Here is a 26,489-nt window from a genome sequence, read left to right on the forward strand (position 1 = left end):
TAGTAATGAAGCCGGTTTAAAAATCACTTTACATATTTTCCAAAAAATTCAATACTACGTTGCCATGCAAGTTTAGCGGCTGCTTCATTATATCTGCCGGGTGATGTATCATTATGAAAAGCATGGTTCACACCTTCATACATATACAGTTCATAGGTGATTTTATTTTTCTTTAATGCTTCTTCATAAGCCGGTATGCCTTCGTTTACTCTTGTATCAAGACTGCCATAATGCAACTGCACAGCAGCTTTTATTTTGCTTACTTCTTCAGCAGCAGGCTGGCGGCCATAGAATGCAACAGCTGCTTTCAGGTCGGGCAAATTCACAGCAAGGCTGTTTGCCATTCCGCCGCCCCAGCAGAAACCAACACAACCGGCTTTGCCATTATAATCTTTTCGTGTGGCTAAATAGTTATAGGCATTGATGAAGTTCTGCAAATTATTTTCTGCTTTCAGCTCCGCGAATTTTGTTCTTGCTTCTTCTTCGGTTGCAGGCAGATCACCCAGGGCCGATAAAGCGTTTGGCGCAATTGCCAAATAACCGGCTTTGGCTGCACGGCGTGCCACATCTTCAATATGAGCATTTAATCCGCGGTTTTCATGGATCACTATCACGGCGGCGTATTTCTTTTCTTCTTTCGGTCTTGCTACATAGGCCGACATATTTCCGGGTACACCGGCAAATGAGACTTTTTCAGTAAACAAGTCATCATCAGGAGTGTTGCCGGCAACAGTATAATTATTTTCAATTTGCGATAATACTGTTTGGGCAATGGCAGCACTGCCGGTGAGCATAATAAGCTTTTTCAGAAAATCACCTCTTGAAATAGAAGGCGAATGAATATACTCATCATAGAGATTGATAATATTCTGGTCCATAAATAGAGTTTTTGAGTTACGAAAGTTACGGGTATTCTTTCAGAAAACGGGATGAACGGGTTTGGCAATCGGGCAGATAACCTACCTTTAGCATCCAAAAAATAAAATATGAAAATCAAAATTTTTCTTTCAGCAATGGTTTTATCAGCTATGATAGCCTGTAATAATAATGATTCAACTGCCGAAGGCGGTGAAAAAATGGATACAGCAGACCACGATCATCAGCATGTTGCTCCTACATCCGCAGTGGCAGATACAGAAATACCACCTGCAGGTGCAAAAGTGTTTTTTAAAAATCTGAAAGCCGGACAAACAATTGCTACAACCTATAAAATGGAAATGGGAGTGGAGGGAATGAAGGTCGATACAGCCGGTCCACTGGTTTCGGGTTCAGGTCATCATCACCTGATGATCGACGGGCCTGATTCATTGGCAAGAGGAACAGTTGTGAAAAAAGATTCAGTGAATGTTCATTTTGGAAAAGGACAAACAGAGTATGAATTGAAACTATCTCCCGGTAAGCATAAGCTTACTTTGCAGTTTGCAGATGGTTTGCATCGTGCATATGGCGGACAAATGGCTGCAACTGTGGAAGTGAATGTGAAGAAGTAATTATATTTAACTGAAATAGTAAAGGGGTGATTGAAGATTCAATCACCCCTTTGGTTTTTTATAGAGAGCGGGTCAGTATACTATTTTTTGGTTCTATTATGTATTATAATAGGACCAGCTTTTGAACAAATAAAAAAAACAGGTACTTAAGTCTTAGTAAGGTGGATCGGAGAAAATTCAGAGGAGGCGGTAATCAGCCAAATGTAGGATTATTTAGTTCACACGAACAAATAATTAATCCAACTCTTCAAACTGCCCGGTTTGTTTATTCTTGCGGACATTATCCCAGTTAAAGATTTTTCCATTCATTGCTATATAAATACCGTGCGGTAATGTTTGTACAAAAGCCAAAGCACTGCCAAGATTAAATAAACCATCAGAGCTGCCAAATTTATAAGGTATCATGGCGCCGGTGAGAACAACCGTTTTATCTTTTACTTTTTCAGCCAGCACTTTGGCGGTTTCTGTCATGGTATCTGTACCGTGAGTGATAACAATTTTATCTTCATCCGAACGGTTGCATTGGAATACGATCAATTCTCTTTCATCCACACCCATCTCAAGACTGTCGATCATCATAAGTGTTCTCAATTCCACATCCAGGTTGCAGCGGCCCAGTTTCAGCATTTCGGGTAAATGGGTATCCTGGAAAAATAATTTTCCGTCCAGTTCATTGTATTCCTTATCGAAAGTGCCGCCTGTGATGAAGACCCGGATTGACATAATGTTGGTTTTATGCGCCTGCCTGCCGCAGGCAGGGGTAAAATTAAGGAAACCGGGTGACTGCCATTAATCCAAAGCAACGGCCTGATTCTTTTTGATGTCAGGTATGGGAAACTAAAACAGTTTTGTCTATTTTTATTACCAAATCAACATTACGAGCCATGAATCGTATACAGCATTTAAACAAACTTATTATTGTTTTTCTCTTTGCAGCATTAATTGCCGGCATCGGTTGTCAACAGGAAATTAAAGAGGTGCCGGGTTCCACCCCGAATCCAAACCCCGGTACTGAAACCCCGGTGAATGATAATGAAATGGTAACTGCGTCCGTATTGGGTGTGGTAGTAAATGAAAATAATATCCCTGTACAGGGTGCAATAGTTAAAAGCGGAACAAATACAACCACAACTGACGTGCATGGTATCTTCCGGTTCAGCAATATCAGTTTATCCAAAGCAAACGGAAAAGTAAAGGTGGAGCAGAATGGATACTTTACTGCTTACCGCACATTCGTAACAACAGCAGGACGTACACATAATGTACGCATCCAGCTATTGCCAAAAACAAATACAGGAAATTTTGCAGCACCCGCAGGAGGAACAATTAATTTACCCGGTGGCGCAAAACTAGTTGTGCCTGTGGCGGCGGTTACAGATGCAGGGGGCGCTGCTTATAATGGTACAGTGAATGTTGCCATGACATGGATCGATCCCACTGCTGCAAACCTCGGTTCAATCGTAATGGGTGATTTGAGAGGTATAACAACCAGTGGCGTCGAAAGAGGTTTGACTACATATGGTATGCTTGGTGTTGAACTTACAGGCGGCGGCGGTCAACCTTTAAAAATTGCAAGTGGCAAAACCGCTGAGCTAACATTTCCTATTCCTGCTGCATTAGGTTCATCTGCACCTGCTACAATTGATCTCTGGCATTTTGATGAAGCTACAGCAAGATGGAAACAGGAAGGCACAGCAACAAAAACCGGAAGTAATTATATCGCCAACGTTTCTCATTTTTCCTTCTGGAACTGCGATGCACAGTTTCCATTAATTGATTTGTGCATGACACTGGTAAAAGGACCTGAGAATGGGCCGCTTAGTAATGCACCGGTGAGAATTAAAAGAACAGTAAATAATTCCTATGGTTATGGCCGAACAGATTCTGCAGGCAGGCTTTGTGGTAAAGTGCCAAAAAATGAATCGCTGGTGCTTGAAGTATTGGATCAATGCAACATAGTGGCTTACTCTCAAAATATCGGACCATTTGCTTCTAATACTGATTTAGGAACTATTGTGGTTACGCTGCCAACTGTAAATACATTGACCATTACCGGTAATGCAGTTAATTGTTCAGGCGGTAATGTAACAAGTGGAGTTGCTTTCGCTTATTTGGGGGGAGGCAATGTTTATTCGGCTGCTATCAGTAATGGCCAGTTTGTTATAAATATTGTCAGGTGTAATAATTCGGGTACGCTGAACCTGAGTGTGCAGGCAATTGATTATGCTACGTTGCAACAAAGCAATCCTGTTTTAGTTACTGGCACAACAGGCACTGTGAATGCAGGTACATTACAGGCATGCGGTGCATCAGCAGTTGAGTTTGTAGATGTAATGGTAGATGGAACACCTACTGTTTATACAGCACCGCCAGATAGTATCACGGCGCATGCACAAGGTGGAACAAGAGGTGTTAATGCCATGAAAATAATAACACCGGGCACTGTCAGCTATGTAAGTTTTACTTATACAGATATTACATCACCGGGTACTACGCCATTATTAACTTGCTTTGTGCAAGGGCCTAACTCAACACAACAAATTATAACAACACCATCACCGGTTGTAAACATAACAGCTGTAGGGCCGGTGATGACAGGATTTATAGAAGGTAATTTTAGTATCCAGATGACAATAGGAGGTACTCCACGAACGGTATCCTGTAATTTCAGGGTTCGACGATTCTAAAAGACAATAACAAATCATTTCATAGATCCCGCAGTTGCGGGATTTTTTCATTTACGAAAATCAATTGTATGCCTTTTAAATAATCGTACATTTAAAAACCTGTTTTCAATAAAACGAATTGCTGTATGAAAAAGAAAAGACACATCAACCGCCGTGAGTTTGTAAGAACAACGGCTGCTGCTTCATTAGCTTTCACAATTATTCCCAGAAATGTTTTAGGTGGCAAAGGATTTGTTGCGCCCAGTGATAAGATCAATCTTGCCTATATCGGCTGCGGTACACAAGGGCTTGCCGAAATGTGTGAGCTGATAACTGACCCTTCCATTCAAATTGTTTCTATTTGCGATCCGAATAAGTTCAGTACAGATTATATTGACTGGAATGCAACCCGTATAAAAGGAGCAATCGGAAAACTATTGGGTAATCCCGACTGGGGCAAAAATTTTAACGGCATACCTGGGGGCCTCGCTATTGGTAAAGAAGTAGTGGATGCTTATTATTCAAAAGCTGCTGATCGTAATTTCAAAGGCTGTTCAATGTATACTGATTTTCGTGAGCTCCTGGAAAAGCAAAAAGATTTTGATGCAGTAAAAATTATGACGCCGGATCATTTGCACGGATATATATCTGTTGCTTCCATGAAAAAAGGAAAGCATGTAGTGATACATAAACCACTCGCCAACCGGATGTATGAAGCAAAACTCGTAATGAATACTGCAAAACAGACAGGGATGAGTACACATTTGCTGGCATGGAGTAAACGAAGTGGCAATACGTTAGTGAAACAATGGATCGATGAGGGAAGAATTGGAACATTAAAAGAAATTCATAACTGGAGTAATCGTCCCGTTTGGCCGCAATGGATAGCAAATCCAAAAGAAACACCACCGGTACCCCAGGATTTTAATTGGGATCTCTGGTTAGGTCTCGTACCTGATCGACCCTATCATCCTAATTATACGCATAATGTTTTCCGTGGATGGTACGATTTCGGTGGTGGCGCAATCGCTGATATGGGCCACTATAGTTTATGGCCAATGTTTCTTCAACTTGGAATAAACACTGCTCCGCTTTCGGCAGAAGCATATGGCACTACAACAAGAATTGTTGAAAGCGGTATCAGCAAACCATATAATAATGATGTGGCATTTCCTGTTTCCTGCATCGTTCGGTTTAAATTTTCAAAGCAGGAAACATTACCTGCATTTGATCTTTACTGGTATGATGGTGGTATGAAACCTAATGCACCGGATGAACTGGAAGGAAAACCATTGGAGGCTGAGGGAATGATGTTCGTTGGAGATAAAGGAAAAATCATTGCTGGATTCCGTACAGAAAATCCAAGATTGATTCCTGATGGTAAAATGAAAACCTATATGGAAGGCAAAGAGCCTTACAAAGAAGAAATAGAAAACGGCGGACCCCATTGGATAAATGCGTTTAAAAATAAAACAGAATCACCCGGAAGTTTTTTAAATGCAGGTGCAGTAACAGAAACGATCTTACTCGGTGCTGTTGCTTTAAGAGCAAGAAAAAAAGTAGACTATGATTCAGCAGCGATGAAAATAACGAATGATGAAGCTGCGAATAAATTCTTTTATCGTGAATACAGACCCGGGTGGGAGATGTAAAAACAATTATTTTTAAAAATGGATTTAGCCCACAGAGAACCACAGAGGAATTGAGGTACGCAGAGATTTAACTCTGTGGTTCTCCTTAAACTCAGCGGTACTCTGTGGCCCCAAAATACTTTGAATTAAAAACTACTCAAATGGATAGAAGAAATTTTTTAGAAACATCGTTAACGATTGGTGCCGGTGGTTTAGTTGCACCTTCATTATTAAATCAGCCTGATATGACAAACAATTCAACAGAATTCAAAGATGATATATCCATTGCACAATGGGCATTAGTGGAAGAAATAAGAGCCGGCAAATGGAAGAACCTTGATTTCCCCCGTATTGCCCGTGAAGATTTTGGTGTGAATGGGATTGAATTTGTAAATACTTTATTTGAAGTGCCTACAGAAGATTACCTGAAGAAATTAAAGCAGAATGCAAAGGATCATGGAGTAACAATGGTACTTATTATGTGTGACCAGGAAGGTGATGGATGTTCAGATACTAAGGAAGGACAAAAACAATTTGTGATCAATCACCGCAAATGGGTTGATATTGCTCACTATCTCGGTTGCCATGCCATACGTACCAATTGCCGTGGTCCACAGAATGCTGATAAGAAAGAAGCATTGAAATGGTCGACAGATGCATATAACCAGTTACTGGAATATGCAAAACCTGCCAACATCAGCATTGTAATAGAAAATCATGGTGGTGTTTCTAATGATGCTGATTGGATGGTTGACCTGGTAAAGAAAATAAAGAATCCTTCTTTTGGTACTTATCCTGATTGGAGAAAACCATCTCCTGAGTTTGATAATTATGAGTATCTCAGGAAAACATTGCCTTATGCAAAAGGAATGTCGTATCGTAATCAACCAACTGATGACTTAACGATTAAGATGATCGAGTTGAGTAAAAAAGGAGGCTATAAAGGATGGTATGGTATTGAATCAACCGGAAGAGAAGAAATTAAAAAAGGAGTGGAGATGCTGAAGAAATACTTGTTGAATCAATAAGCGGCTGCCTTTTAATTTTGCTTTTGAATTAAAGCCTTACAATTGGAAAGTTGTTGAGTGGAGGACATCTCCGTTATTAGGATAATTTATTTATACTTGTCGAACCCATATCGGTGATACAAATCCTTGTAGCGCTGATCCTGCCTCATAGATTCAAAAAGCGGATCTATTTTCAGTAATCTGAATTCCCTTTCCCGGTTCACAAAAGATCTTTCCAGGCTTAGGAAACAGGAATCTTTTAACTGGTATTGAGTATAAATTCTGGCAATGTTAAAATCAATATCAAGATTTTTGTTGGCAGGCTTTTCTTGTAATTGCCGCAGAATATTTTTGCTTTCCACAAGGTCACCTTTTTTGAAATAGGCAATCGATAAGTAACAAAGTAAATCTGCGGAAATATTTGTTTTTTCATTTAAAAGAATTGGTTTTATTAATTGGATGACCTGGTCATAATCTCCTGCATAAAATCGGGAGAAGAAATACTGATTTTTCAATCCAAGATGCTCGGGAAATAGCTTTCGTCCCTCTGCAATATACTTTTCAGCTTCATGGAAGTTCTTTTTGTAAATATTGGCATTAGAAACAATTATATAACCGTTGAAGTCTGCCGGGTCAGAAGCGATAGCATCTAATCCGAGTCTTTCGGCCTTATCAAAATCACCCATCCATAGCAGGAAATAAGCATACCTGTTTTTTATAAGAGATGCGGAAGGACTCAACTGTATGGATTTTTCAAAATTCAATTTAGCCGTTGCGAAATCAAGTTCGATTGCCCATGCTGAAAGAGCTAACGCAGAATAACCTTCCGCAAGATCAGGATCAAGACGAATTGCATTGTATGCATATGATTTAGCTTCCCTGATGGCATTATAGTCGGCAAATGCGCCGGCCCTGTAGATGGTCCATATTTTAGCAAGAGCCATATAAGCATGAGCAGGCGCAAAAAGGGAATCCCCACTGATTGCTCGCAGAAAGTACTCAATGCTTTTTTCAAACTCCTCTTTTTTATATAACAGAAAGCCTTTCAGATATTCAGAATAAACTGCAGGATCGGTTTCCTTTTTAACTAATCTTGGTTTTTCTGATTCCGACAATGTGACCCTGAGCTTTTCAACAATGTTATTAGCAATACTGTCCTGAATCGCAAAAATATCTTTGGGTTCTTTATCAAACCGCTGTGACCAAATAACTTTATTGTCTTTTACACGAACCAATGTGGTGGTGATACGAAGAACGTTGCCTGCTAATTGTATGCTTCCCGAAAGAACATTGCTTACTTTTAGTTTTTCACCGATGCTATTTGCATCTAGTCCTTTTCCTTTAAATTGAAAAGAGGAAGTGCGGCCGATCACTTTCAGGTCTTTAATGATTGTTATCGAATTAATGATCTCTTCCGCCAACCCATCACTGAGATATTCATGGTCTTTTTGAGGACTCATATCATCAAAAGGAAGAATGGCAATCGATTTTTCATTCACTACAATCACTTTTTTACTGTTTGTATAAAAATAAAAAGCAGTTAAAAGTAGTATTGCCATCACCGATATAACGGCTATAACCCGGTTCTTTTTTATTTTTGCTCTTATGGTTGTTGTATGAGCCGTAACAATACCGTCGGCGATTAACTGGTAGATCCGCACAGGTTCCTTTACATTCTTAAGATGTTGTTCTTTTACAAATTTTGCCTGAAATTCTTTTTTATTGGCAATGCTATTGTGCACTGGCTCTGAAATAAAAATACTTCCGGGATTGGCGATGGTTTGTATACGTGAAGCAATATTTACACCATCTCCAAATACATCATTATTTTCAAAAACTACTTCACTGAGATGAATGCCGATGCGTAATTGAAAATCTTTTGCAGCATTGCAGGCTTGTTGGATCTTGATCGCTGCTGTTACTGCATCAGAAACTGTATTAAAGCTTGCCATCACACCATCTCCCAATTCTTTTATCCATCTTCCATTGTATTCTTCAATAATTGGTTTTTGAATTTGCCTGTTCTTATTAAGCATTTGAAATGCTTTTTGTTCATCCTTGCCCATAAGGGCTGTATAACCGACAATATCGGTGAACATGATAGCCGCAAGTTGGCGAATAGATGACATAAATTTCTCTTGCTGTTTGAAGTTAATAAAAAAGTCCCGTTTGAGCAGGACTTCACTACAATCTATCAATTATTATCTATTATGTTATTAAGCTTCAGCTTCCATATAACTCTCGATTGGTTCACATGTGCAGATCAAATTCCTGTCACCATGTGTATTGTTTACTCTTGCAACAGAGGGCCAGAATTTATTTTGCTTAACATACTCTAATGGAAATGCGGCCTGTTCTCTCGTGTAAGGTTTTGACCAATCACTAGCCATAACTACAAACTGTGTATGCGGTGCATTCTTCAGCGCATTATTTGTTTTGTCAGTCTCTCCATTTTCTATTGCCGCAATTTCTTTTCTTATTGCAAGCAATGCATCGCAGAAACGATCCAATTCAGCTTTGTCTTCGCTTTCTGTTGGCTCGATCATAATAGTGCCTGGAACAGGAAAGCTCATTGTTGGCGCATGAAAACCATAATCAATCAAACGTTTTGCAACATCTTCTGCTTCTATTCCAGCTGAAGTTTTAAATGGACGCAGGTCAACTATGAATTCATGTGCACAGGTACCATTATGACCTACATATAAAATATCAAAATCATTTTCCAATCTTGCCTTCATATAGTTTGCATTCAGTATGGCATACTCGGTTGCATTCTTAACACCTTTTGCGCCGAGCATTCTTATATATGCATAACTGATCAATAAAATTGAAGCTGAACCGTATTGAGCGGCACTTACTGCGCCGTGAATGGTGAGTGGTGAATTGTGAATGTTTGCCATTGCCGATTCACCATTCACAATTGCCATATGTCCGGGTAAATGCTTAGCTAAATGTTTCTTCACACAGATCGGCCCCATGCCCGGCCCGCCGCCACCATGAGGTATAGAAAATGTTTTATGCAAATTCAAATGACAAACATCCGCACCGATCAAACCCGGCGATGTTAATCCAACCTGTGCATTCATATTGGCCCCATCCATATATACCTGTCCGCCGTGTTGATGAACGATATCGCAAATCTCTTTAACATCTTCTTCAAAAATTCCATATGTACTCGGGTAAGTGATCATTGTACCGGCGAGATTAGCGCTGTGTTGTTCTGCTTTTGCACGGAAATCATTTACATCAATATATCCGTTCTCTAATGCTTTTACCACAACTACTTTCATTCCCACCATTACAGCACTTGCAGGGTTAGTTCCGTGTGCAGAAATTGGAATGAGAACAATATTTCTTTGTTTATCTCCATTTGCAAGATGATAATTTCTTATTGTCAGCAATCCGGCAAACTCGCCTTGTGCACCACTGTTTGGTTGAAGGCTGCATGCATCAAAGCCTGTGATCTCAGAAAGATAAGCAGAGAGTTCATCACATATTTGCTGGTAACCTGCTGTCTGATCTTTTGGTGCAAAAGGATGCATCTTGCTCCAATGAGGCCAGCTTAACGGCATCATTTCACTTGCTGCGTTTAATTTCATTGTACAACTTCCCAATGTGATCATCGAAGTATTCAGTGAAAGATCTTTATTCTCCAGTTGTTTGATGTAACGCATCATCTGGCTTTCGCTATGATGACTGTTGAAATTCGGATGGAGTAAATAAGCAGATGTACGTTGTAAGTCCTTTTGAATTTTATATACACCCGGACGATGACCTGCCTGTGCTCCATATTCTTTACCAATTGCTTTTGCAAAAACTTTTTTAATTACATGTACATCGGCAAGTGTAGTAGTTTCATCCAGGTTGATTTGTATGCCATCTGCAGTATAATAAAAATTAACCTCAGCAGCATCGGCAGCAGCTTTCACTTTTGCAGCATCAGCACCGGTAATTTTTATGGTATCAAAATAATGTTCATTGATCTGATTTAATCCGAGTTCCTGTAGTTCCTGTTCTGTTTTTTGCGCAATCAAATGTGTTCTTTCTGCAATTGCTTTTAATCCTTTTGGTCCGTGATAAACTGCATACATCGCTGCGATATTTGCAAGTAATGCCTGTGCGGTACAAATATTCGAAGTTGCTTTTTCACGTTTGATATGTTGTTCTCTTGTCTGCAAAGCCATGCGCAATGCACGGTTACCCTGCGCATCAATACTTACACCAATGATGCGGCCTGGAATAGCTCTTTTAAAATCATCCTTGGTTGAAAAGAATGCAGCATGAGGTCCGCCGAAACCAAGAGGTACACCAAAACGCTGAGCAGAACCGAATGCAACATCAGCGCCGAGTTCACCGGGAGGAGTTAATAATGTCAATGCAAGCAGATCAGTTGCCATTGCAACATAACCACCTTTGCTATGTACGTTTTCAATAAACTCACGATAGTCTACAACAGAGCCAGTATTGTTCGGATATTGGATCAATGCACCAAAATAAGTTTCATCGATTGCTGCATTTGTATAGTCACCAATTACAACTTCAATACCCAACGGCTGAGCTCTTGTAATTACTACATCTATTGTTTGTGCAAATACTTTATTGTCTACAAAAAATTTGGCTGATTTAATTACATCGGTCCGGTTAACCTGGTGAAAGAACATATTCATTGCTTCAGCAGCTGCAGTTGCTTCATCTAATAAACTTGCATTGGAAATTGGCAACGCCGTTAGATCACTCACCATCGTTTGAAAATTCAATAGACTTTCTAAACGACCCTGTGATATCTCTGCCTGGTAAGGCGTGTACTGTGTGTACCAACCTGGATTCTCAAAAACATTCCGGAGAATAACAGAAGGAGTGTGGGTATCATAATATCCTTGCCCGATATAAGTCTTATAAACTTTATTTTTCAGCGAAACATCTTTCAGGTATTTCAGCAGGTCAGCTTCACTCATCGCGGCAGGTAAATCAAGGTGTTTTTTACTGCGGATAGAAATGGGTATCGTTTTGTCAATTAACTCATCAAGGCTTGATGAGCCGATCGTTTTGAGCATTTGCTTTTCCTGGCCAATCGTTCCGATATGACGGGGTACGAATTCATTTTGTTGTTGTTCGAATAGGTTCATGAGCTTTAGTTGTTTAGTAGCAATTATTAACCGGTAATTAATAATTAATTCAGGCCGCAAAGTTAAGGTTGTGAGTGGTTCTAAAAACCTTATTGTTTAACTGTGGAAAAGAGGTTGTTTCTTTGTATAAATGAAAGAAGATCTATTAAAAAACTGGGAGAAGAAATCCGGGGAAAGACAGAAAGAGTATAAGAAGTTTTTGAACCGGGCCAATAAGAACCGGGTTCTGAAACAGTTGCCGGATCTGAACGAGGAGGCTTTTGCGAAAATTGATTGCCTGCAATGTGGCAATTGCTGTAAGAGTTTTTCACCCCGGTTTACCCCGCCCGATATAAAACGTATCAGCAAATACCTGGGCATGAAAGATGGGGACTTCAGGGATAAATATTTACGGGTGGATGAAGAAGGTGATAATGTCTTGCAGAAAATACCCTGTTCTTTTCTGGGTGCCGATAACTATTGCAGTATTTATGAAGTGAGACCAACTGATTGTGCCAGGTTTCCTTATATGGATGATGACTTTATGCTGAAACGACAGCCAATGGCATTAAAGAATTCAAGTTTTTGCCCGATCACTTATTATGTGCTGGAAAAGTTGATAGAACAAACCAAATAATTTTTAATCTCAGCCTTGTTCAGTTATTTAGGGTTTATCTTTTTGTCGGTAAGATTCCTGAGGAATTAAAGTCAGTTTGGTCGAATAAAATTAACATCTGCAAATTTTGCAATTTGGGTAAATTCATGTACCGTCAATTTTTTGGGAGTTCTTGTATTGATTTTTTTCTTGAAGATGTTTAGAATGTCTTGATCCGTTAAAATTGGTGGGTCTGTCAAGTTCATGAAAATGGGTTTGCTTATGACGAAACAACTCCACTTTTTTGATTTTGCTAAATACTCGTTGTCCCAATGAGAAACAATTCTGTCACCAATTATTTTTTGTTTGTCAGGTGGATAGGTTAAGAAATTTGAAATGTCTTTTTGTTTTTCATATCTCCCACCTGTTTCGTTAAAAGAATGTGGTGGATTATCGTGGATCATACACTTTGATGGAATTGTCAAGCCCTTGTTTGTGTACCATGATTTTGCTTGCAAATGTGTGTCTTTCCTTTCAATGACTTCCAAAATCGCAATTATCCGATAATGGTCAAAGTGGGTCAACCATTTTCCTTTTACCGTCATATAAACTACTATGTCATTTGGATAAAGCTGTGGGGCAAATTTTTCTTGCCGACATAATGCGGTGATTGACGGAAATGGGTTTTCAAAATCCGGTTCTCGTCTGCATGAAGCGTCAATGAAAGGGGGATAGCCAAATTTGTTTACAGCATTTTGTCCAATATCTGTTTCACATAATGGATGAAAAGAGTTAAGTCGAATAGTCTTTATGTATTTTTTTATGTAATCTGTCATTATTATTGGCAATACCAATGTTATAGGCAGCCTTTCTGTCTATTGATGAAAGTAACCCGTATCTCCAAGGGGTGACCAAAACGAATATTTAACGTGTTTGTATCTTCTGACATTTTCAGGAATTTCTTTAATTATATAAGTCATAAAGCCAGATTTGGCATTTGTCGAACACAAGTGTCCAATTGTATGCTCGAAAATGTAAATGCTGTTTTTAAAAACTAATGGTAGGAATTCTGATAAAGAAACTCTTTCAAGTTTTATTTCCTTAAACTCAAGTTCAATAGTCGGTGAAATTATGTTTGTGTTTACTTGAAGTTCAAAATCTTTAACTTTTACAAATTTTAATCTATGGTCTAATGAGTTTCTTAGTTCACGAACTACTTTGATAAAGTAAACCGATTTATCAATAAAAAGATAAAAGGGGTCAGCTTCTCCGTATTTTGTTTTAAGTATGTCTTGGAATTTCGGAAAATGTGATTGCTTTGTTAGTCCTTCGGTTGGGTAAAAAATAGTAATTATTTCCATTAAGATTTGCTCAATATGGTCAGCCTTTTGAAAAATCGTTTTGCATCTGGTCTCAACGTCGCTGATTGATGGAATAGCATAGGAAGATGGCTTCTTTCGACGTTCCTCATATTCATTGCTAACTTCCTTTTCTTTTGATAAATAGTCTCCAATTTCTTTCTCAAGAACAGTTAATTCAACTAATGCGTCTAAAGATAATTTAATGACTTTACTAGTGTCAATGTCTTTAAACAGCTCTTTCTTTAATAAGGTTTTTGTAGTCAAAAATGTCCTTCCAACTAATTCCGAGTCAGCACCTTGATTGATAAGTAGTCGTTGAATATTGGTTGGTAAAGATATGTTTGTGCGGTCTGGGTCAACTGTGTCCGCTGTCATGAATTCATAGAGGGCATATTCTTTTATTACAATTAGCTTTCCTTCCAAATTATACATTTCAAGAATCGCTCCATCTTGTGCAGTACCTATGTCAGCTGAGCCGCCTGAATATCTTTTTATATCTATTGGTCTTCTGTCGTTCATGGTTATTTTGAAGTGACTTATCAAGGGTTTCTATAACGTTCGAGGCTTTGTGCAGTTGGGGAATTGACCAACTGTCCGCCCGGAACTGAAGCTAAATTTATAACTAAAAGCCGAAGTTAGGAATTACAGCCCAGCAGAATTACGTCCGCCGAAACCAAAGCCTGGATATGCACTGCCGATGATTGCTTCAACGTAATGCCCCAATTGCACAAAACCTGATGTTAGTGGCCGTTATCGAAATGCTGTTCTTTAGGAATGAAGCATAAATTTTTCTAAAAAAACGAAATCGTCATTTGTCAATGAACTTTTCATTTTGTTTTCAAGTGAAACAGAATAGTTAACATATCTTATCACTAAAGGGTCAATTGAAAAATCCATAAGTATGTAAGCCGAGTTATCAGAATTTGTTTCTTCTATATTTATTTCTTCCTCAAATATTTTGAAACGTTTTATAATTTGTCCCTTAACTGTCCTCAAAATCACTTTAGCATTTTCTGGTAACCTGATACTTTCTATATCAGATTTTACACCCTCAAGGTCTTTTCCTATTACTTCTATTAAATAAGAGGGTAGTGTAAAAAGAATATTCATAAACTGATAATTTAATTATTCCCGTTCCAAAGCAATTTCATATTGAGTTGTTGGAGTGTAAGTATTAGTCCAAAAGGTTAGCACCAGGTTACCTTTTTTATATTCGTGATAGCGACTCTTTTCGGATGACATTTCAGTCCTAACAAAAATAAATCCCAGTGATTCTGCTTCTATTTTACTTTTTGAAAAATGGACGAGATTACCAAAATCCATAGAAACAATTTTTTTTCCACTCGAAAACTTAGCTATTGCAATAAAACCATCTGCATTATCGTCATAGATATTTTTATTCAGAGCGAATGAAGTTTGTGTGTAACCATTTGTGTCTTTAAACTTGTAAATTGCAAAACCTTTTGCATTTAGTAATTTTTCAGCAGTATTATCATTGGCGTCCATCACCAGCATTAGTTCTTTTATGCTAGCTAACTGTCCATAGGCTACATTTATATTGAAACCTATGAGTAATAAAATTATGAATTGCTTCATGAGCTGTTTTTTTAATTGCCACCAACTCGTCGCTTGACGTAATATTTTGTTCCAAATTTAATTCATTATCAAAGTAAAACTGCACAAATCACTTGCCTCCCAATTCATCCCACGCAGCACCCAGCGGTCGTGTTATCCCATCGCCTTTCCATTCACCGATGCCGGGAAAGGTTGTAGTTTTTAAAAACTCTTCTTTTGTTTTGCCGGCTTTGATCTCGCCTTCAGTAAATTTTAAAACAGCATCTAAGTAATCAGCAAATTTTTTCAGATCATCGGATGTGCCGGTTACTTCATAACCATCTGCGGCATGTCCGTAAACATATTTTGTTTTGCTGTCAAACTTGTTCATTGTTTTATTCAGCACTTCGATCCAGCTTTTAATATTGGCTCCTGCACCACGATCAACAAAAGGGTGGCGGCGGTTAAATAAAAGATCACCCATATGTATAATATTGGCATGTTCAAAATGTATTACACTATCACCATTAGTATGCCCTGCACCAAAATAATGCAGGCAGATCTTTTCTTTACCAAATTTCTGGCACCAGGTTGTTCCAAAAGTCTGGTCAGGGTATAATTGTTTGTCTTCTGATTTCTGTGCTTTAGCTGTTGTTTCCTGGTTCTTTTTTGAATTTTCATGTGCCAGCACATGCTCAACCATTCCTTTAAAAGAAATATTACCTGCTGTGTGATCGCCATGATGATGGGTATTGATCAAAAGTGTAAATGGCTTCTCACTTTTCTTTTTCAGTTCATCGATCAGGTGTTTGCTTGTATCAGCGAACTGTGAGTCAACTACAACAATTCCTTTTTTGCTTAACAGGAATGCGATAGTGCCACCCCGTTCGGTAAATATTCCAATGTCGTCAGTAAGCATTGTTATTTTCCATGCCTGCTGGAAGAAAGATGAAAATATTTTTTGTTGGCCCAATGTCAAAGCCCCAAATGTGAGTGCTGTGTTTTGTAAGAATGTTCGACGTTTCATGTGTTGTATGATTGTTGTTGAGTAGAGTTGTATTTGTACAAGTGTGCCCTTCGACAAGCTCAGGATAAACTTGCAACAAAAGTTAAATAGTAGCAATGTTGTTGGTTACATAATAAAGAACTTTATGCAATGCTGAAATTATGAAAAAATAAAGACAGATAAAATCTAAGTTCTCCGCCGCGGCGGAGACAGGGGGTTAATATTCAAATTTCCTCAGCCCCGGTGCTTTAAACCATGTGACGACAGAGACAAGTAAAGTCATACATCCACCAAAGATGACTGAGGGAACAGTGCCGAGTAAAGATGCAGCCACGCCGCTTTCAAACTGGCCCAGTTCATTGGATGAATTGATGAACATTGAATTGACAGAAGATACACGACCCCGCATTTCATCAGGAACAAATAATTGTACGATCGTTCCGCGAATGATAACGCTGACACCATCAAACAACCCGCTGATAAATAAAGCTGCAAAACTCAGCCAGAAATTTTTTGAAATAGCAAAGATCAAAATACAAATACCAAACCCGGCAACTACATATAATAATGACTTGCCTTGTTTATTTTTCAACGGATGAGTTGTAAGCCATGCAATGGCAACGAAATTTCCCAGATAAGTAGCAGCTACCAACCATCCTAATCCCTGCGGGCCGACATGTAAAATATCAATGGCAAAAACGGGTAACAATGCCGTTGCTCCGCCGAATAATACTGCAAACATATCAAGACTCATGGCGCCCAATAATGCTTTTTGATTGTACACGAACCGAAGCCCTTCTTTTACACTATCCCATGTTTTGCTATTGCCGGGGTTCCAGCTTACCGGTTTTGGTTTTATATTTTGAAATGCAAAAAATGATAACAATATCAGGGAACAAACAACTATAAATGAAACGGTGATATTGGTATAGCCCATCAACACCCCGGCAATAGCTGGCCCCGCTACGGCAGCTACCAGCCAGACCATACTGTTAACAGAAACAGCTTTTACTAATGAAGTGGTGGGTATTAATTGCGCAAGGAAAGAATTGAATGCGGATGCACTGTAAGCTCTTACAACACCGGTACCGAAGATCAATGCATAAATTCCCCACTCAATAAATCTGGAAGAGGTTTGCTCCAGCATCCATGATGAAGTAATAAACAAGAGACCAAGCATCAATAAAAAATATAACCCGATGCATACTGTTAATAACCGATGCTTATTGCTTCTGTCAACTTTTACGCCGGCAGGCAAAGCAAGACTCAAAGCCGGAATTACTTCTGATAAACCTAATATACCCAGGGAGAGTTTGCTACCAGTTATTTCATAGAGTCTCCATCCCAATAAAACAGGGGTCATACGAAGTCCGGCAATAAATAAAATACGGGCAATGATAAACCAGGTAAACTCAGTATTGATTACCGGGAAGAATTTTTTTCTTATGTCCGTTTCATCTGTCATGGGAGTGAAATAAAATGCTGACCCGGTTCGTATTCTTTATCCAACGCATCAATGATCGTCTGTAAATGTTTTTCATTATGCAGAAAATCAGCATTGCTGGTATCAACAAACAAAGTTTTTATATTATGCTGTTTGATATAATGCGTATAGGTTTCCTGGAGATTGAAAAGGTACTCATCAGGGATAGATTGCTCGTAACTGCGGTTACGTTTTTTTATGTTTTGTTGCAACTTACTTACAGAAGCATGCAGGTAAATGAGAATATCTGGTTGTATAAGTTGCTGATGAATGATCTCAAATAATCTCTGGTAAAGCCTGAATTCATCATCGGGCAATGTAACTTTTGCAAATAACAGGCATTTGGTAAAAAGATAATCGGAGATAGTGAGGTTATTGAACATATCTTTTTGCTGGATCAGGTCTTTGAGCTGTTTATACCGTTCAGCCATAAAAAACAATTCGACCGGGAATGCATACTGGGCCGGATTTTCATAAAATTTGGCGAGAAAAGGATTGTCAGCAAATGCTTCTAACACCAGGCGGGCATTGTAATGCTTGCTGAGTAACTGGGCTAGCGTTGTTTTGCCAGCTCCAATATTTCCTTCTATGGTGATGAAATGATAATTCATGTTTTAAGGCCACAGAGAGCCACTGAGGTTTCAGAGAACCACAGAGCTAATCACGGGCAATTAATCTTTTTATTCCGTCAGTTAACTTTAGCACATTAAAATTTATTAATAATCCAACTTTTGCTCCAGATAGTTTTAAATAGGTAAGCACTTGCGCCGTATGAATATCATTAAAGGCTTCAACCGATTTTATTTCAACTACTACACAATCTTCAACCAAAAAGTCAAGCCTATATCCTTCTTCAAGCCTGATTTCTTTATATACCACGGAAGTCCCAACTGCCTGATAATTTTTAAGCCAACTTTTTGTATTTCATAAAACAAGCATGCTTCATATGTTGATTCCAACAGACCAGGTCTTAAACGTTTATGTACTTCTATGGCACATCCTATTATTATTTCTGTTATTTTGTTTAATTCCATACTCCGTGGCCCTCGGTTTCTCTGTGGCACTCTGTGGCCCAAAAAATCTCAGATTGTGCAAAATAAATGAAATGAGATTTTATAAAATGAAATAGCGAAACTTGTGGATAAGTCAGATGATTTTTTTTACTTCTAGTTTATCCGGGCAATCTGCCAGTAATTGTTTGATGGTTTTTTTTAGAACCGGGTGAATAATATCCGGGGCAATTTCAGCTAAAGGAGTTAATGCAAACCGGCGGTTCTGCATTTCAGGATGCGGAAGGTTTAAAAATGGAATATCATGTGTTTCATCATTAAATAAAAGGATATCGATATCAATGATGCGGGGCCCGAATTTTTCTTTTCTTTCTCGCCCCATCAGTTTTTCCACTTTTAATATTTTACGGATAAGCTGCCGGGCATTTAGCCCGGTTTCTAATTCAAGTGCCTGGTTGAGAAAAGCGGATTGATCTGTATTGCCCCATGCTGCTGTTTCGTATAAGGACGATTCGGCTGTTACATTGCCACAGTATTCATTTAGCAATTGTATGGCCTTTTGCAGCATTGCTTTGCGGTTGCCTATATTGCCTCCTGTAAGTAAATAAGCTCTATTCATAAACAGCCTGTCGGATAGGGCTCAAATATCTTTATTTTTGGTCTTCTTAAAAGATTTGATTTATGTGGAATTTCTTTAAAACATTTTTTGCAGCATTACTGGCGATGGTCGTATTTACTGTAATTCTTCTGTTCTTCCTGGTAGCATGGGTAGGCAATCTTGCTTCATCTGGTAAACCGAAAATAGAAGAGAAATCCGTGCTGGTGATCGATGTTGGACAGCATTACGAGGAGCAGGTACAGGAAAATCTTTTTGGCGCATTGACAGGTGATGAGGAAAAAAATATTCCTTCTTTGTATGATGTTGTTCGCTTAATAGATAAAGCTGCATCGGATGAAAAAATTGCCGGCATCTATATTCAATGTAATCCCAGTCCCAATGGCTTTTCTGCAAGCGATGAGATAAGAACTGCATTGCTTGAATATAAAAAAAGTAAGAAATTTTTATATGCCTTCGGTGATGTGATCACACAAAAAGCTTATCATATTGCAAATACGGCTGATAAGATCTATCTCAGTCCGCAAGGCTATATGGAGTGGAATGGTTTTGCTGTCACACTTACATTTTTGAAAGGCACACTGGATAAACTCAATATTCAACCGCAAATATTCTATGCTGGTAAATTTAAAAGTGCTACTGAGCCATTGCGAACAACTGAAATGACCCCGGAAAATGAATTGCAAACATCAGTATGGTTAGGGGATCTATATGATCATTTTTTGTTGAAAGCATCTGAAGCAAGAAAAATTGATACAGCAGAGCTTCGCAAAATAGCTAATGATGGAAGAATTGTAACAGCCCAGGATGCTGTAGATGCAAAACTCGTTGATGCACTTAAATATGATGATGAAGTAAAAGATGAGATAAAAAGCAAACTCGGTTTGGATAAATACCAGAAAATAAATTTTGTTTCCATAAATACGTATGCAGCCGCAGGTGGATTCAGGAAAACAGCAGGGGAAAAGATCGCTATAATTTATGCCGAAGGTGATATCATTGATGGAAAAAGTAGTCAGCAAGGTACCATTGCGGCCGATGATTATCGCAAATTGATCCGGAGGATAAGGTTAGATAAATCAATTAAGGCAATTGTATTTCGTATCAATTCCGGTGGCGGCAGTTCACTGGCTAGTGAAACGATCTGGCGGGAATTAGAATTGGCAAAAAAGGATAAGCCAGTTGTTATAAGCTTTGGCGATGTAGCTGCAAGTGGTGGTTATTATATTGCCTGCGCTGCTGATAGCATCTTTGCTAATCCAACAACAATAACCGGCTCCATCGGTGTGTTTGGTATCATTCCAAATATGGAAGGGTTTTTTAAAAACAAACTTGGTGTTACGTTCGATGGTGTAAAGACAGGGCCTTATGGGGATGCAGGCACGATGACAAGGCCAATGAATGAAAATGAAAAGAAGATCGTACAGGCAGAAATTGAAAATATTTATGCAGTGTTTAAAAAACGTGTTGCTGATGCAAGAAAGAAAGATGTTGTTTATATCGATAGTATTGCGCAGGGCCGTGTATGGACAGGGCAAAGAGCCATTCAAATCGGTTTGATCGATAAATTCGGTGGTATCAACGATGCAGTAGCGGCGGCAGCAAGAATGGCAAAGCTTCCTGAATATTACCTGCGTGAATATCCTGAGTCGGTTGATTTCCTGGATCAGTTGTTAGGTAAAACATCATCTCCGATGAACTATAATAACAAACTAAAAGAAGAACTGGGAGAGGAGAACTTCAGAATTTTTAATGAAATGAGAAAAGTGCAGCAAATAAGTGGCAAGGCACAGGCTAAGTTGCCTTTTAATTTCTCTATTAATTAAACTGTTTTAGCCCTTGTAAGCTAAGTGCAGGAGTAAATATTTTTTTCCTCCTTCTTTTCCGGCTCTATCTTGCGGCATATTTTTATTAAATGCCAGATCGTCAATACAGCCAGCTTAAAGCAATGCTGGCTATTACCAAAGCCAGCCTGATAGCCCAGTTCCGCAGCCCGAGTGCATTGGTCTTCGGCTTCCTGTTCCCTTTATTTTTTATATTGATTTTTGGCATCGGGGGCGGTGGTATACCCGGAGTTACAATTGCATTGGATAAAAATTCGGATACCGCTAATAAAGTTTATTATGGTATCAAACAGGTTCCGAATATTAATATTCGTCAATATGATAATACAGAGGAGGGCAATGCAAAGAAACTGGATGATCTGCTCAAAGGAAGGATCACAGCAATACTGAATATTCAGCCGGCAAAAAGCGATTCATCAACGAAATATGAGATAGAAATTAATTCTTCAAAAGCATCCCAAGAAAGAGTAGGGCTACTACAGGTGATGCTAAACGGCGTTATTTCACGAATAGATCAATTCACAAATAAAAATAGCACAACGGTTGCAAAAATTAATACAACTCCTCCAATCGGCGACCGTGTTTATAAACGTATCGATTTTATTTTACCGGGACAGTTAGGCTTTTCATTATTAAGTGCCGGGCTGTTTGGGATTTCTTTTTTGTTTTTTAGTCTACGGGAAACACTCGTGTTAAAACGATTCAACGCTACACCGCTTAACCGCCCTTTTATAATTATCGGCGAGGCTTTAGCGAGGGTGATATTTCAGTTTGTAATACTTTCAATCATCATCCTGATCGGAAAATTCGCATTTGGATTTACCCTGATCCATGGGTTTACTACTTTTCTTGAGATGATGTTTATCTCTTTTATCGGCCTGTTTGTTTTTATGGGATTTGGTTTTGTTATCAGCGGCGTTTCTAAAAACATTAATGCTGTTCCTGCAATTACCAATGCGATCGGTTTCCCGCAGTTTATGTTGTCAGGCACTTTTTTCCCTTACGAAAGTTTGCCAAAGTTTTTACATCCTATTGCGAAAGCGCTGCCGCTAACTCATTTAAATGATGCTTTAAGAAAAATTTCTTTTGAAGGATTGCATCTTTCAGATTGCTGGAAGCAGTTGGGAATACTCGGTATCTGGGGAGTGGTGGTATATATTATAGCCATAAAAGTTTTCAGGTGGGAATAAGCAAATCAAAAGTCAAATAATTCAAACAGGATCAATGAGGTTCATAAAATTAGGTTTGATAAGTATCGTAATAATATTCCTGTTGTTTACGGGGATGTCTTTATTTATACCATCGAATGTAAATATTTCAAGGGCAATTAATCTCGCAGTGAAACCTGATAGTGTACTGCCACTAATAAAAGATACAACTAAGTGGATCCAATGGTATCCTGGTTTTGATACATTACAATCGCAGGGTACTGCCATCTCGTTTCAACCTTCCGAAAATAATAAGGTAAATGTTGAGTTCAGGAAAGGTGATTCAAGGCCCATTATTTCAACCTGGCAGATCATTCCCTATGCAAATACTGACTCGATAACTGTTCAATGGTATATGCATTTTAAACTACGTTGGTACCCCTGGGAAAAATTTGGAAGCCTGCTTTATGACAGGGCTTATGGACAACATATGGAAAGGGGATTAAACAACCTGGCTTCTATAGTTTCAAAATAATTATCTCGTAAATAATACCAGTCATTCAAAGCCGGTTATTCAATAAGCCAATTAAAATTATTTTTTATTAATTTCAGCATATGCATCCGCACATTCAACGATTGTATGAAATAGCCGGTAAGCCAGAACGAAAGATCATCGGTTTGATGAGCGGTACTTCTGTTGACGGTCTTGATATTGCATTATGTAGTTTCACCGGCAGCGGGGCGGACACAAAAATTAAAGTGCTCCAATTTGAAACAGTTAATTACACTGATGATTTTAAAAGCGAGGTGAAAAGTATTTTTTCAAAAAAACAAGTTGATTTTGAAAAGCTTTGCCTGCTCAATCCCTGGATCGCATTACAACAAGCGAAGATGATCAATGATTGCCTTGCGAAATGGAGGATTAAAAATAATGAGGTTGATCTAATAGCAAGTCATGGGCAAACTGTTTACCATGCACCAAAGATCTTACATAAACAACAAAAATTTGGGAATGCAACACTGCAGATAGGAGATGGGGATCATTTTGCAGTGGCAACCGGCATCATTACATTAAGTGATTTCAGACAAAAGCATATTGCAGCCGGGGGAGAAGGTGCGCCATTGGCAGTGTACGGCGATTATTTTGTGTTCAGTAAAAAGGATGAAGATCGAATTATGCTGAATATGGGAGGCATTGCAAACTTTACTTTTCTAAGTGGTGACATGGATGCATCAAAAGTTTTTAGTACCGACACAGGTCCCGGAAATACAATTATGGATGTTTATATACAAAAACATTTTCCCGGAAAATACTTTGACGAAAATGCTGCAGTGGCATCTGGCGGTACTATTAATGAAAATTTATTGAAAGCCTTAATGCAAAATGATTTTTTTGAAAAACCTTTTCCAAAAACTACGGGACCTGAATTATTCAATCTTGCTTATCTCGAAAATGCGCAACAAAGATCCGGAACAGAAGATATTTCGCAGGCCGATTGTATGGCTACGCTGAATTGTTTTTCCGCCGATACAATTGTAGATGGAATTAAGAGATCTTTTTCGGGTAGTCACAACTTTGTCATTTATGCAAGTGGTGGTGGTATGCACAATGCTTTACTGATGCAGAATATCAGCCGGCAATTACCCGGAATAATAATAAAGACAACAGCTGACCTGGAAATTAATCCTGATGCAAAAGAGGCAGTACTGTTCGCAATTCTTGCAAATGAATGTGTAAGCGGCGGCAGTTATAACTTTAATAGTGAAAAAGCAGGGATTCCTTCCGTCACAATGGGGAAGCTAAGTTTCCCGGACTGATGTTACCACTTGTCAAAAAAAATGGATTCACAAACACGGGAAGATTGTATATTTAACCTCCTAAAAAAATAATTTATGAAAATCTTCTTATCGCTTTTAGCAGCAATAACATTTATTACATCTACCTCCTGTGCACAGGGTGGGGCACCGGCAAAGAAAAGTCCTCATGATACACTAACGACCAAAGGTGTAACAGTTACTTATGGCCGGCCTTATAAAAAGGGAAGGGTAATATTTGGTGAGTTGGAAAAATATGGTAAAGTATGGCGTGTTGGTGCTGATGAAGCAACCCAGATCACTTTTAACCAGGATACAAAATTCGGTGGCGAAGGTGTGAAGAAAGGTACTTACACTTTATTTGCAATCCCTGAAGCTAATGAGTGGACCATTATTCTTAATTCACAATTAGGTCAATGGGGTGCATTCGGTTACGAAAAAGTAAAGGATAAAGATGTACTGAAAATAAAAGTGCCGGCTACCAAACTTGCATCAGTAGTAGAGCAGCTTACTATTAATGCGGATAAATCTGCATTAACTATAGAATGGGATCAGACAAAGGTTTCTATACCGATGAGTTTCTAAGAATTTTAAAATAAATAAAAGAGCCCCGGCACTTCAGTCGGGGCTCTTTTATTTATAGTCTTGATAGAAGTTTACATTATCAAGGGCAACACAAACCAACAGAATAAAGTGATGAGTATGATGGAGACAATATTCATTACAAATCCGGCCCGTATCATTTCTTTTATTTTAATGTGACCACTGGCAAATGCGATTGCATTAGGTGGTGTACCCATCGGCATCATGCTGGCACAGCTTGAGGCAAGCGTCATTGCCAAACCCAATTGTAATGGGTTCATACCGACCGCTACGGCCAGGCTACAAACGACAGGAGCAAATACAATGACCTGTGCAATATTGCTCATTACTTCACTGATAAAGATGGTGAGTACTGTAACCATTAATAATAACATGAAACCTCCACCTGCAAAAACAGAGAGCCATTCGCCCAATTGTTTTATCAATCCTGCTTTTTCCATTTGTGCTGCTAATGCCAATCCTCCACCAAACAATAACAAGATTCCCCATGCCATTTTCTTTGTATCCGACCATTCGAGTAGTCCGCCATGAAATTCATGTTGATCGGAGTCGTTAAGTTTTTCAGGATCGGGGTATTTGAGTTTGCCCGAAGGCCAGATAAATAATGCCATTGCGCAAAGCAAAGCAATAATGGTATCATCCAGTTTTACATAATCCTGGTTTGCATTGATCAGGTCTTTAAAAATCCAGAGCATGGCTGTAAAAACAAAAACAGTCATCACTCTTTTTTCTGCATACGACAATGGACCAAGTGTTTTATATTCTTGATTTATATAATTCCGTGCCACTTCGCTGGAGCGGATATGATTAGGGAATAAGATCCTTGTAAGAACAAAATATAATGCGATCAGCAGCACGATCGCAATAGGCATACATAACAGCATCCAGTTAACAAAGCTGATATTGGAAAAATGTTTTTCATAGTAGCCAACAAATGCAACATTGGGTGGTGTACCTACAATAGTTGCAATGCCCCCGAAATTGGAGGCATAAGCTATTGAAAGCATCATTGCCAGGCTGAAATTTTTAAAGTTACCGGTTCCGCTACCCGTATCCTTCATTACATGAATTACTGATAATGCAATCGGGAACATCATCATGGTAGTTGCTGTATTACTGATCCACATACTGATGAAACCTGTGGCCAGGATAAACCCCAACACGATCCTATTGCCGCTGGTGCCGGTAATTTTTACAATGCCCAATGCAATCCGCCGGTGCAGGTTCCATTTCTCAATAGCCAGTCCCAACATAAACCCCCCCATAAATAAAAAAATGATCTGGTCGCCATAACTTAAAGCCACTGTTTTCAACTCAGCAATATCGAGTAATGGAAAAACAATCAATGGAATTAATGCTACTACCGGCATTGGTAATGCCTCAGACACCCACCAGCTTATCATTAATGCTGCAACTGCAAGAACAATACTGGCCTTTTCATTTACGTCAAAAGGATTGATGATATAGAAGAACAGGGCAACTGCAACTCCCCCTATAAGAAAAATAGATTTAAGCTGAAATTTTGATAGTGTTGGCAAGTGGTTGGTTTTTATCT

Annotated in this window: 23 protein-coding genes and 1 pseudogene; 10 read left to right on the forward strand and 14 right to left on the reverse strand. The window is 38.8% G+C overall.

Translation table 11 applies throughout. The features are described 5' to 3' along the window. Nucleotides 1-23 precede the first annotated feature (23 nt). Nucleotides 24-878 carry a dienelactone hydrolase family protein gene (locus E6H07_09485; protein TMI66114.1) on the reverse strand — a complete coding sequence of 285 codons (855 nt, stop codon included), beginning with the start codon at nucleotides 876-878 and terminating at the stop codon, nucleotides 24-26. A 108-nt stretch (nucleotides 879-986) separates the two neighbouring features. On the opposite strand from E6H07_09485, the gene E6H07_09490 reads away from it, so the two are divergent. After that, nucleotides 987-1,490 (forward strand): DUF4399 domain-containing protein, encoded by a 504-nt coding sequence (locus tag E6H07_09490; protein TMI66115.1) that lies wholly within the window; start codon nucleotides 987-989, stop codon nucleotides 1,488-1,490. 234 nt (nucleotides 1,491-1,724) lie between these two features. Here E6H07_09490 and E6H07_09495 read toward each other — a convergent pair whose 3' ends face one another. Continuing rightward, entirely contained in the window at nucleotides 1,725-2,213 is a 489-nt protein-coding gene (locus E6H07_09495) for an asparaginase (GenBank protein TMI66116.1), read from the reverse strand. Between the two features lie 161 nt (nucleotides 2,214-2,374). Here E6H07_09495 and E6H07_09500 point away from each other — a divergent pair, with 161 nt between their 5' ends. From E6H07_09500 to E6H07_09510, 3 genes are all read left to right on the forward strand, one after another. Continuing rightward, nucleotides 2,375-4,177: a carboxypeptidase regulatory-like domain-containing protein gene (locus E6H07_09500; protein TMI66117.1), complete on the forward strand. Its 1,803-nt coding sequence runs from the start codon at nucleotides 2,375-2,377 to the stop codon at nucleotides 4,175-4,177. A gap of 125 nt (nucleotides 4,178-4,302) precedes the next feature. Continuing rightward, a complete protein-coding gene (locus E6H07_09505; GenBank protein TMI66118.1) occupies nucleotides 4,303-5,808 on the forward strand; it encodes a Gfo/Idh/MocA family oxidoreductase in 1,506 nt (501 codons plus the stop codon). A gap of 140 nt (nucleotides 5,809-5,948) precedes the next feature. Beyond that, complete coding sequence (locus E6H07_09510) at nucleotides 5,949-6,815, forward strand: sugar phosphate isomerase/epimerase (GenBank protein TMI66119.1); 867 nt, start codon at nucleotides 5,949-5,951, stop codon at nucleotides 6,813-6,815. An 86-nt stretch (nucleotides 6,816-6,901) separates the two neighbouring features. Here the strand turns inward: E6H07_09510 and E6H07_09515 are convergent, their stop codons facing one another. After that, nucleotides 6,902-8,923, reverse strand: coding sequence for a hypothetical protein (locus tag E6H07_09515; GenBank protein TMI66120.1), 2,022 nt, complete (start codon nucleotides 8,921-8,923; stop codon nucleotides 6,902-6,904). Between the two features lie 87 nt (nucleotides 8,924-9,010). After that, nucleotides 9,011-11,920, reverse strand: coding sequence for an aminomethyl-transferring glycine dehydrogenase (gcvP, locus tag E6H07_09520; GenBank protein TMI66121.1), 2,910 nt, complete (start codon nucleotides 11,918-11,920; stop codon nucleotides 9,011-9,013). A gap of 130 nt (nucleotides 11,921-12,050) precedes the next feature. Here gcvP and E6H07_09525 point away from each other — a divergent pair, with 130 nt between their 5' ends. Beyond that, nucleotides 12,051-12,536, forward strand: a complete 486-nt coding sequence (locus E6H07_09525) for a YkgJ family cysteine cluster protein (GenBank protein ID TMI66122.1) — start codon at nucleotides 12,051-12,053, stop codon at nucleotides 12,534-12,536. Nucleotides 12,537-12,607: 71 nt separating this feature from the next. Here E6H07_09525 and E6H07_09530 read toward each other — a convergent pair whose 3' ends face one another. The 9 genes and pseudogenes from E6H07_09530 to folK all read right to left on the reverse strand — a co-directional run bounded on the left by E6H07_09530 (nucleotide 12,608) and on the right by folK (nucleotide 19,527). Next, entirely contained in the window at nucleotides 12,608-13,330 is a 723-nt protein-coding gene (locus tag E6H07_09530; protein ID TMI66123.1) for a hypothetical protein, read from the reverse strand. A gap of 39 nt (nucleotides 13,331-13,369) precedes the next feature. Continuing rightward, nucleotides 13,370-14,374 (reverse strand): hypothetical protein, encoded by a 1,005-nt coding sequence (locus E6H07_09535; GenBank protein TMI66124.1) that lies wholly within the window; start codon nucleotides 14,372-14,374, stop codon nucleotides 13,370-13,372. 249 nt (nucleotides 14,375-14,623) lie between these two features. Then, nucleotides 14,624-14,965 carry a hypothetical protein gene (locus tag E6H07_09540; GenBank protein TMI66125.1) on the reverse strand — a complete coding sequence of 114 codons (342 nt, stop codon included), beginning with the start codon at nucleotides 14,963-14,965 and terminating at the stop codon, nucleotides 14,624-14,626. A gap of 15 nt (nucleotides 14,966-14,980) precedes the next feature. Continuing rightward, nucleotides 14,981-15,451, reverse strand: a complete 471-nt coding sequence (locus E6H07_09545) for a hypothetical protein (GenBank protein ID TMI66126.1) — start codon at nucleotides 15,449-15,451, stop codon at nucleotides 14,981-14,983. An 88-nt stretch (nucleotides 15,452-15,539) separates the two neighbouring features. Next, nucleotides 15,540-16,436, reverse strand: coding sequence for an MBL fold metallo-hydrolase (locus tag E6H07_09550; GenBank protein TMI66127.1), 897 nt, complete (start codon nucleotides 16,434-16,436; stop codon nucleotides 15,540-15,542). A 196-nt stretch (nucleotides 16,437-16,632) separates the two neighbouring features. Beyond that, the gene (locus E6H07_09555; protein ID TMI66128.1) at nucleotides 16,633-17,880 is read right to left on the reverse strand and encodes an MFS transporter; all 1,248 of its coding nucleotides are present in this window, start codon (nucleotides 17,878-17,880) and stop codon (nucleotides 16,633-16,635) included. Beyond that, the gene (locus E6H07_09560; protein TMI66129.1) at nucleotides 17,877-18,509 is read right to left on the reverse strand and encodes a deoxynucleoside kinase; all 633 of its coding nucleotides are present in this window, start codon (nucleotides 18,507-18,509) and stop codon (nucleotides 17,877-17,879) included. Before E6H07_09560 ends, E6H07_09555 begins: the two co-directional genes overlap by 4 nt. 46 nt (nucleotides 18,510-18,555) lie before the next feature. After that, nucleotides 18,556-18,932, reverse strand: a pseudogene (locus E6H07_09565) (GxxExxY protein). Between the two features lie 112 nt (nucleotides 18,933-19,044). After that, nucleotides 19,045-19,527 (reverse strand): 2-amino-4-hydroxy-6-hydroxymethyldihydropteridine diphosphokinase, encoded by a 483-nt coding sequence (folK, locus tag E6H07_09570; protein TMI66130.1) that lies wholly within the window; start codon nucleotides 19,525-19,527, stop codon nucleotides 19,045-19,047. 62 nt (nucleotides 19,528-19,589) lie between these two features. Here folK and sppA point away from each other — a divergent pair, with 62 nt between their 5' ends. From sppA to E6H07_09595, 5 genes are all read left to right on the forward strand, one after another. Next, nucleotides 19,590-21,350, forward strand: a complete 1,761-nt coding sequence (gene sppA, locus E6H07_09575; protein ID TMI66131.1) for a signal peptide peptidase SppA — start codon at nucleotides 19,590-19,592, stop codon at nucleotides 21,348-21,350. A gap of 89 nt (nucleotides 21,351-21,439) precedes the next feature. Further along, a complete protein-coding gene (locus E6H07_09580; GenBank protein ID TMI66132.1) occupies nucleotides 21,440-22,558 on the forward strand; it encodes an ABC transporter permease in 1,119 nt (372 codons plus the stop codon). A gap of 34 nt (nucleotides 22,559-22,592) precedes the next feature. Beyond that, a complete protein-coding gene (locus tag E6H07_09585; GenBank protein ID TMI66133.1) occupies nucleotides 22,593-23,051 on the forward strand; it encodes a hypothetical protein in 459 nt (152 codons plus the stop codon). 80 nt (nucleotides 23,052-23,131) lie between these two features. Further along, on the forward strand, nucleotides 23,132-24,334 hold the full coding sequence (locus E6H07_09590; GenBank protein ID TMI66134.1) for an anhydro-N-acetylmuramic acid kinase: 1,203 nt from the start codon (nucleotides 23,132-23,134) through the stop codon (nucleotides 24,332-24,334). Nucleotides 24,335-24,409: 75 nt separating this feature from the next. Further along, a complete protein-coding gene (locus E6H07_09595; GenBank protein ID TMI66135.1) occupies nucleotides 24,410-24,916 on the forward strand; it encodes a DUF2911 domain-containing protein in 507 nt (168 codons plus the stop codon). Between the two features lie 71 nt (nucleotides 24,917-24,987). Here the strand turns inward: E6H07_09595 and E6H07_09600 are convergent, their stop codons facing one another. After that, nucleotides 24,988-26,487 carry a TRAP transporter large permease subunit gene (locus E6H07_09600; protein ID TMI66136.1) on the reverse strand — a complete coding sequence of 500 codons (1,500 nt, stop codon included), beginning with the start codon at nucleotides 26,485-26,487 and terminating at the stop codon, nucleotides 24,988-24,990. Nucleotides 26,488-26,489 lie beyond the last annotated feature (2 nt).

Source organism: Bacteroidota bacterium (assembly GCA_005882315.1).
Taxonomy (GTDB): Bacteria; Bacteroidota; Bacteroidia; order Chitinophagales; family Chitinophagaceae; genus VBAR01.

What these genes read in the sequence shown, in the direction of transcription:
- E6H07_09485 (TMI66114.1), bottom strand. Translation starts at nt 878, where the DNA reads ATGGACCAGAATATTATCAATCTCTATGATGAGTATATTCATTCGCCT.
- E6H07_09490 (TMI66115.1), top strand. Translation starts at nt 987, where the DNA reads ATGAAAATCAAAATTTTTCTTTCAGCAATGGTTTTATCAGCTATGATA.
- E6H07_09495 (TMI66116.1), bottom strand. Translation starts at nt 2,213, where the DNA reads ATGTCAATCCGGGTCTTCATCACAGGCGGCACTTTCGATAAGGAATAC.
- E6H07_09500 (TMI66117.1), top strand. Translation starts at nt 2,375, where the DNA reads ATGAATCGTATACAGCATTTAAACAAACTTATTATTGTTTTTCTCTTT.
- E6H07_09505 (TMI66118.1), top strand. Translation starts at nt 4,303, where the DNA reads ATGAAAAAGAAAAGACACATCAACCGCCGTGAGTTTGTAAGAACAACG.
- E6H07_09510 (TMI66119.1), top strand. Translation starts at nt 5,949, where the DNA reads ATGGATAGAAGAAATTTTTTAGAAACATCGTTAACGATTGGTGCCGGT.
- E6H07_09515 (TMI66120.1), bottom strand. Translation starts at nt 8,923, where the DNA reads ATGTCATCTATTCGCCAACTTGCGGCTATCATGTTCACCGATATTGTC.
- gcvP (TMI66121.1), bottom strand. Translation starts at nt 11,920, where the DNA reads ATGAACCTATTCGAACAACAACAAAATGAATTCGTACCCCGTCATATC.
- E6H07_09525 (TMI66122.1), top strand. Translation starts at nt 12,051, where the DNA reads ATGAAAGAAGATCTATTAAAAAACTGGGAGAAGAAATCCGGGGAAAGA.
- E6H07_09530 (TMI66123.1), bottom strand. Translation starts at nt 13,330, where the DNA reads ATGACAGATTACATAAAAAAATACATAAAGACTATTCGACTTAACTCT.
- E6H07_09535 (TMI66124.1), bottom strand. Translation starts at nt 14,374, where the DNA reads ATGAACGACAGAAGACCAATAGATATAAAAAGATATTCAGGCGGCTCA.
- E6H07_09540 (TMI66125.1), bottom strand. Translation starts at nt 14,965, where the DNA reads ATGAATATTCTTTTTACACTACCCTCTTATTTAATAGAAGTAATAGGA.
- E6H07_09545 (TMI66126.1), bottom strand. Translation starts at nt 15,451, where the DNA reads ATGAAGCAATTCATAATTTTATTACTCATAGGTTTCAATATAAATGTA.
- E6H07_09550 (TMI66127.1), bottom strand. Translation starts at nt 16,436, where the DNA reads ATGAAACGTCGAACATTCTTACAAAACACAGCACTCACATTTGGGGCT.
- E6H07_09555 (TMI66128.1), bottom strand. Translation starts at nt 17,880, where the DNA reads ATGACAGATGAAACGGACATAAGAAAAAAATTCTTCCCGGTAATCAAT.
- E6H07_09560 (TMI66129.1), bottom strand. Translation starts at nt 18,509, where the DNA reads ATGAATTATCATTTCATCACCATAGAAGGAAATATTGGAGCTGGCAAA.
- folK (TMI66130.1), bottom strand. Translation starts at nt 19,527, where the DNA reads ATGAATAGAGCTTATTTACTTACAGGAGGCAATATAGGCAACCGCAAA.
- sppA (TMI66131.1), top strand. Translation starts at nt 19,590, where the DNA reads ATGTGGAATTTCTTTAAAACATTTTTTGCAGCATTACTGGCGATGGTC.
- E6H07_09580 (TMI66132.1), top strand. Translation starts at nt 21,440, where the DNA reads ATGCCAGATCGTCAATACAGCCAGCTTAAAGCAATGCTGGCTATTACC.
- E6H07_09585 (TMI66133.1), top strand. Translation starts at nt 22,593, where the DNA reads ATGAGGTTCATAAAATTAGGTTTGATAAGTATCGTAATAATATTCCTG.
- E6H07_09590 (TMI66134.1), top strand. Translation starts at nt 23,132, where the DNA reads ATGCATCCGCACATTCAACGATTGTATGAAATAGCCGGTAAGCCAGAA.
- E6H07_09595 (TMI66135.1), top strand. Translation starts at nt 24,410, where the DNA reads ATGAAAATCTTCTTATCGCTTTTAGCAGCAATAACATTTATTACATCT.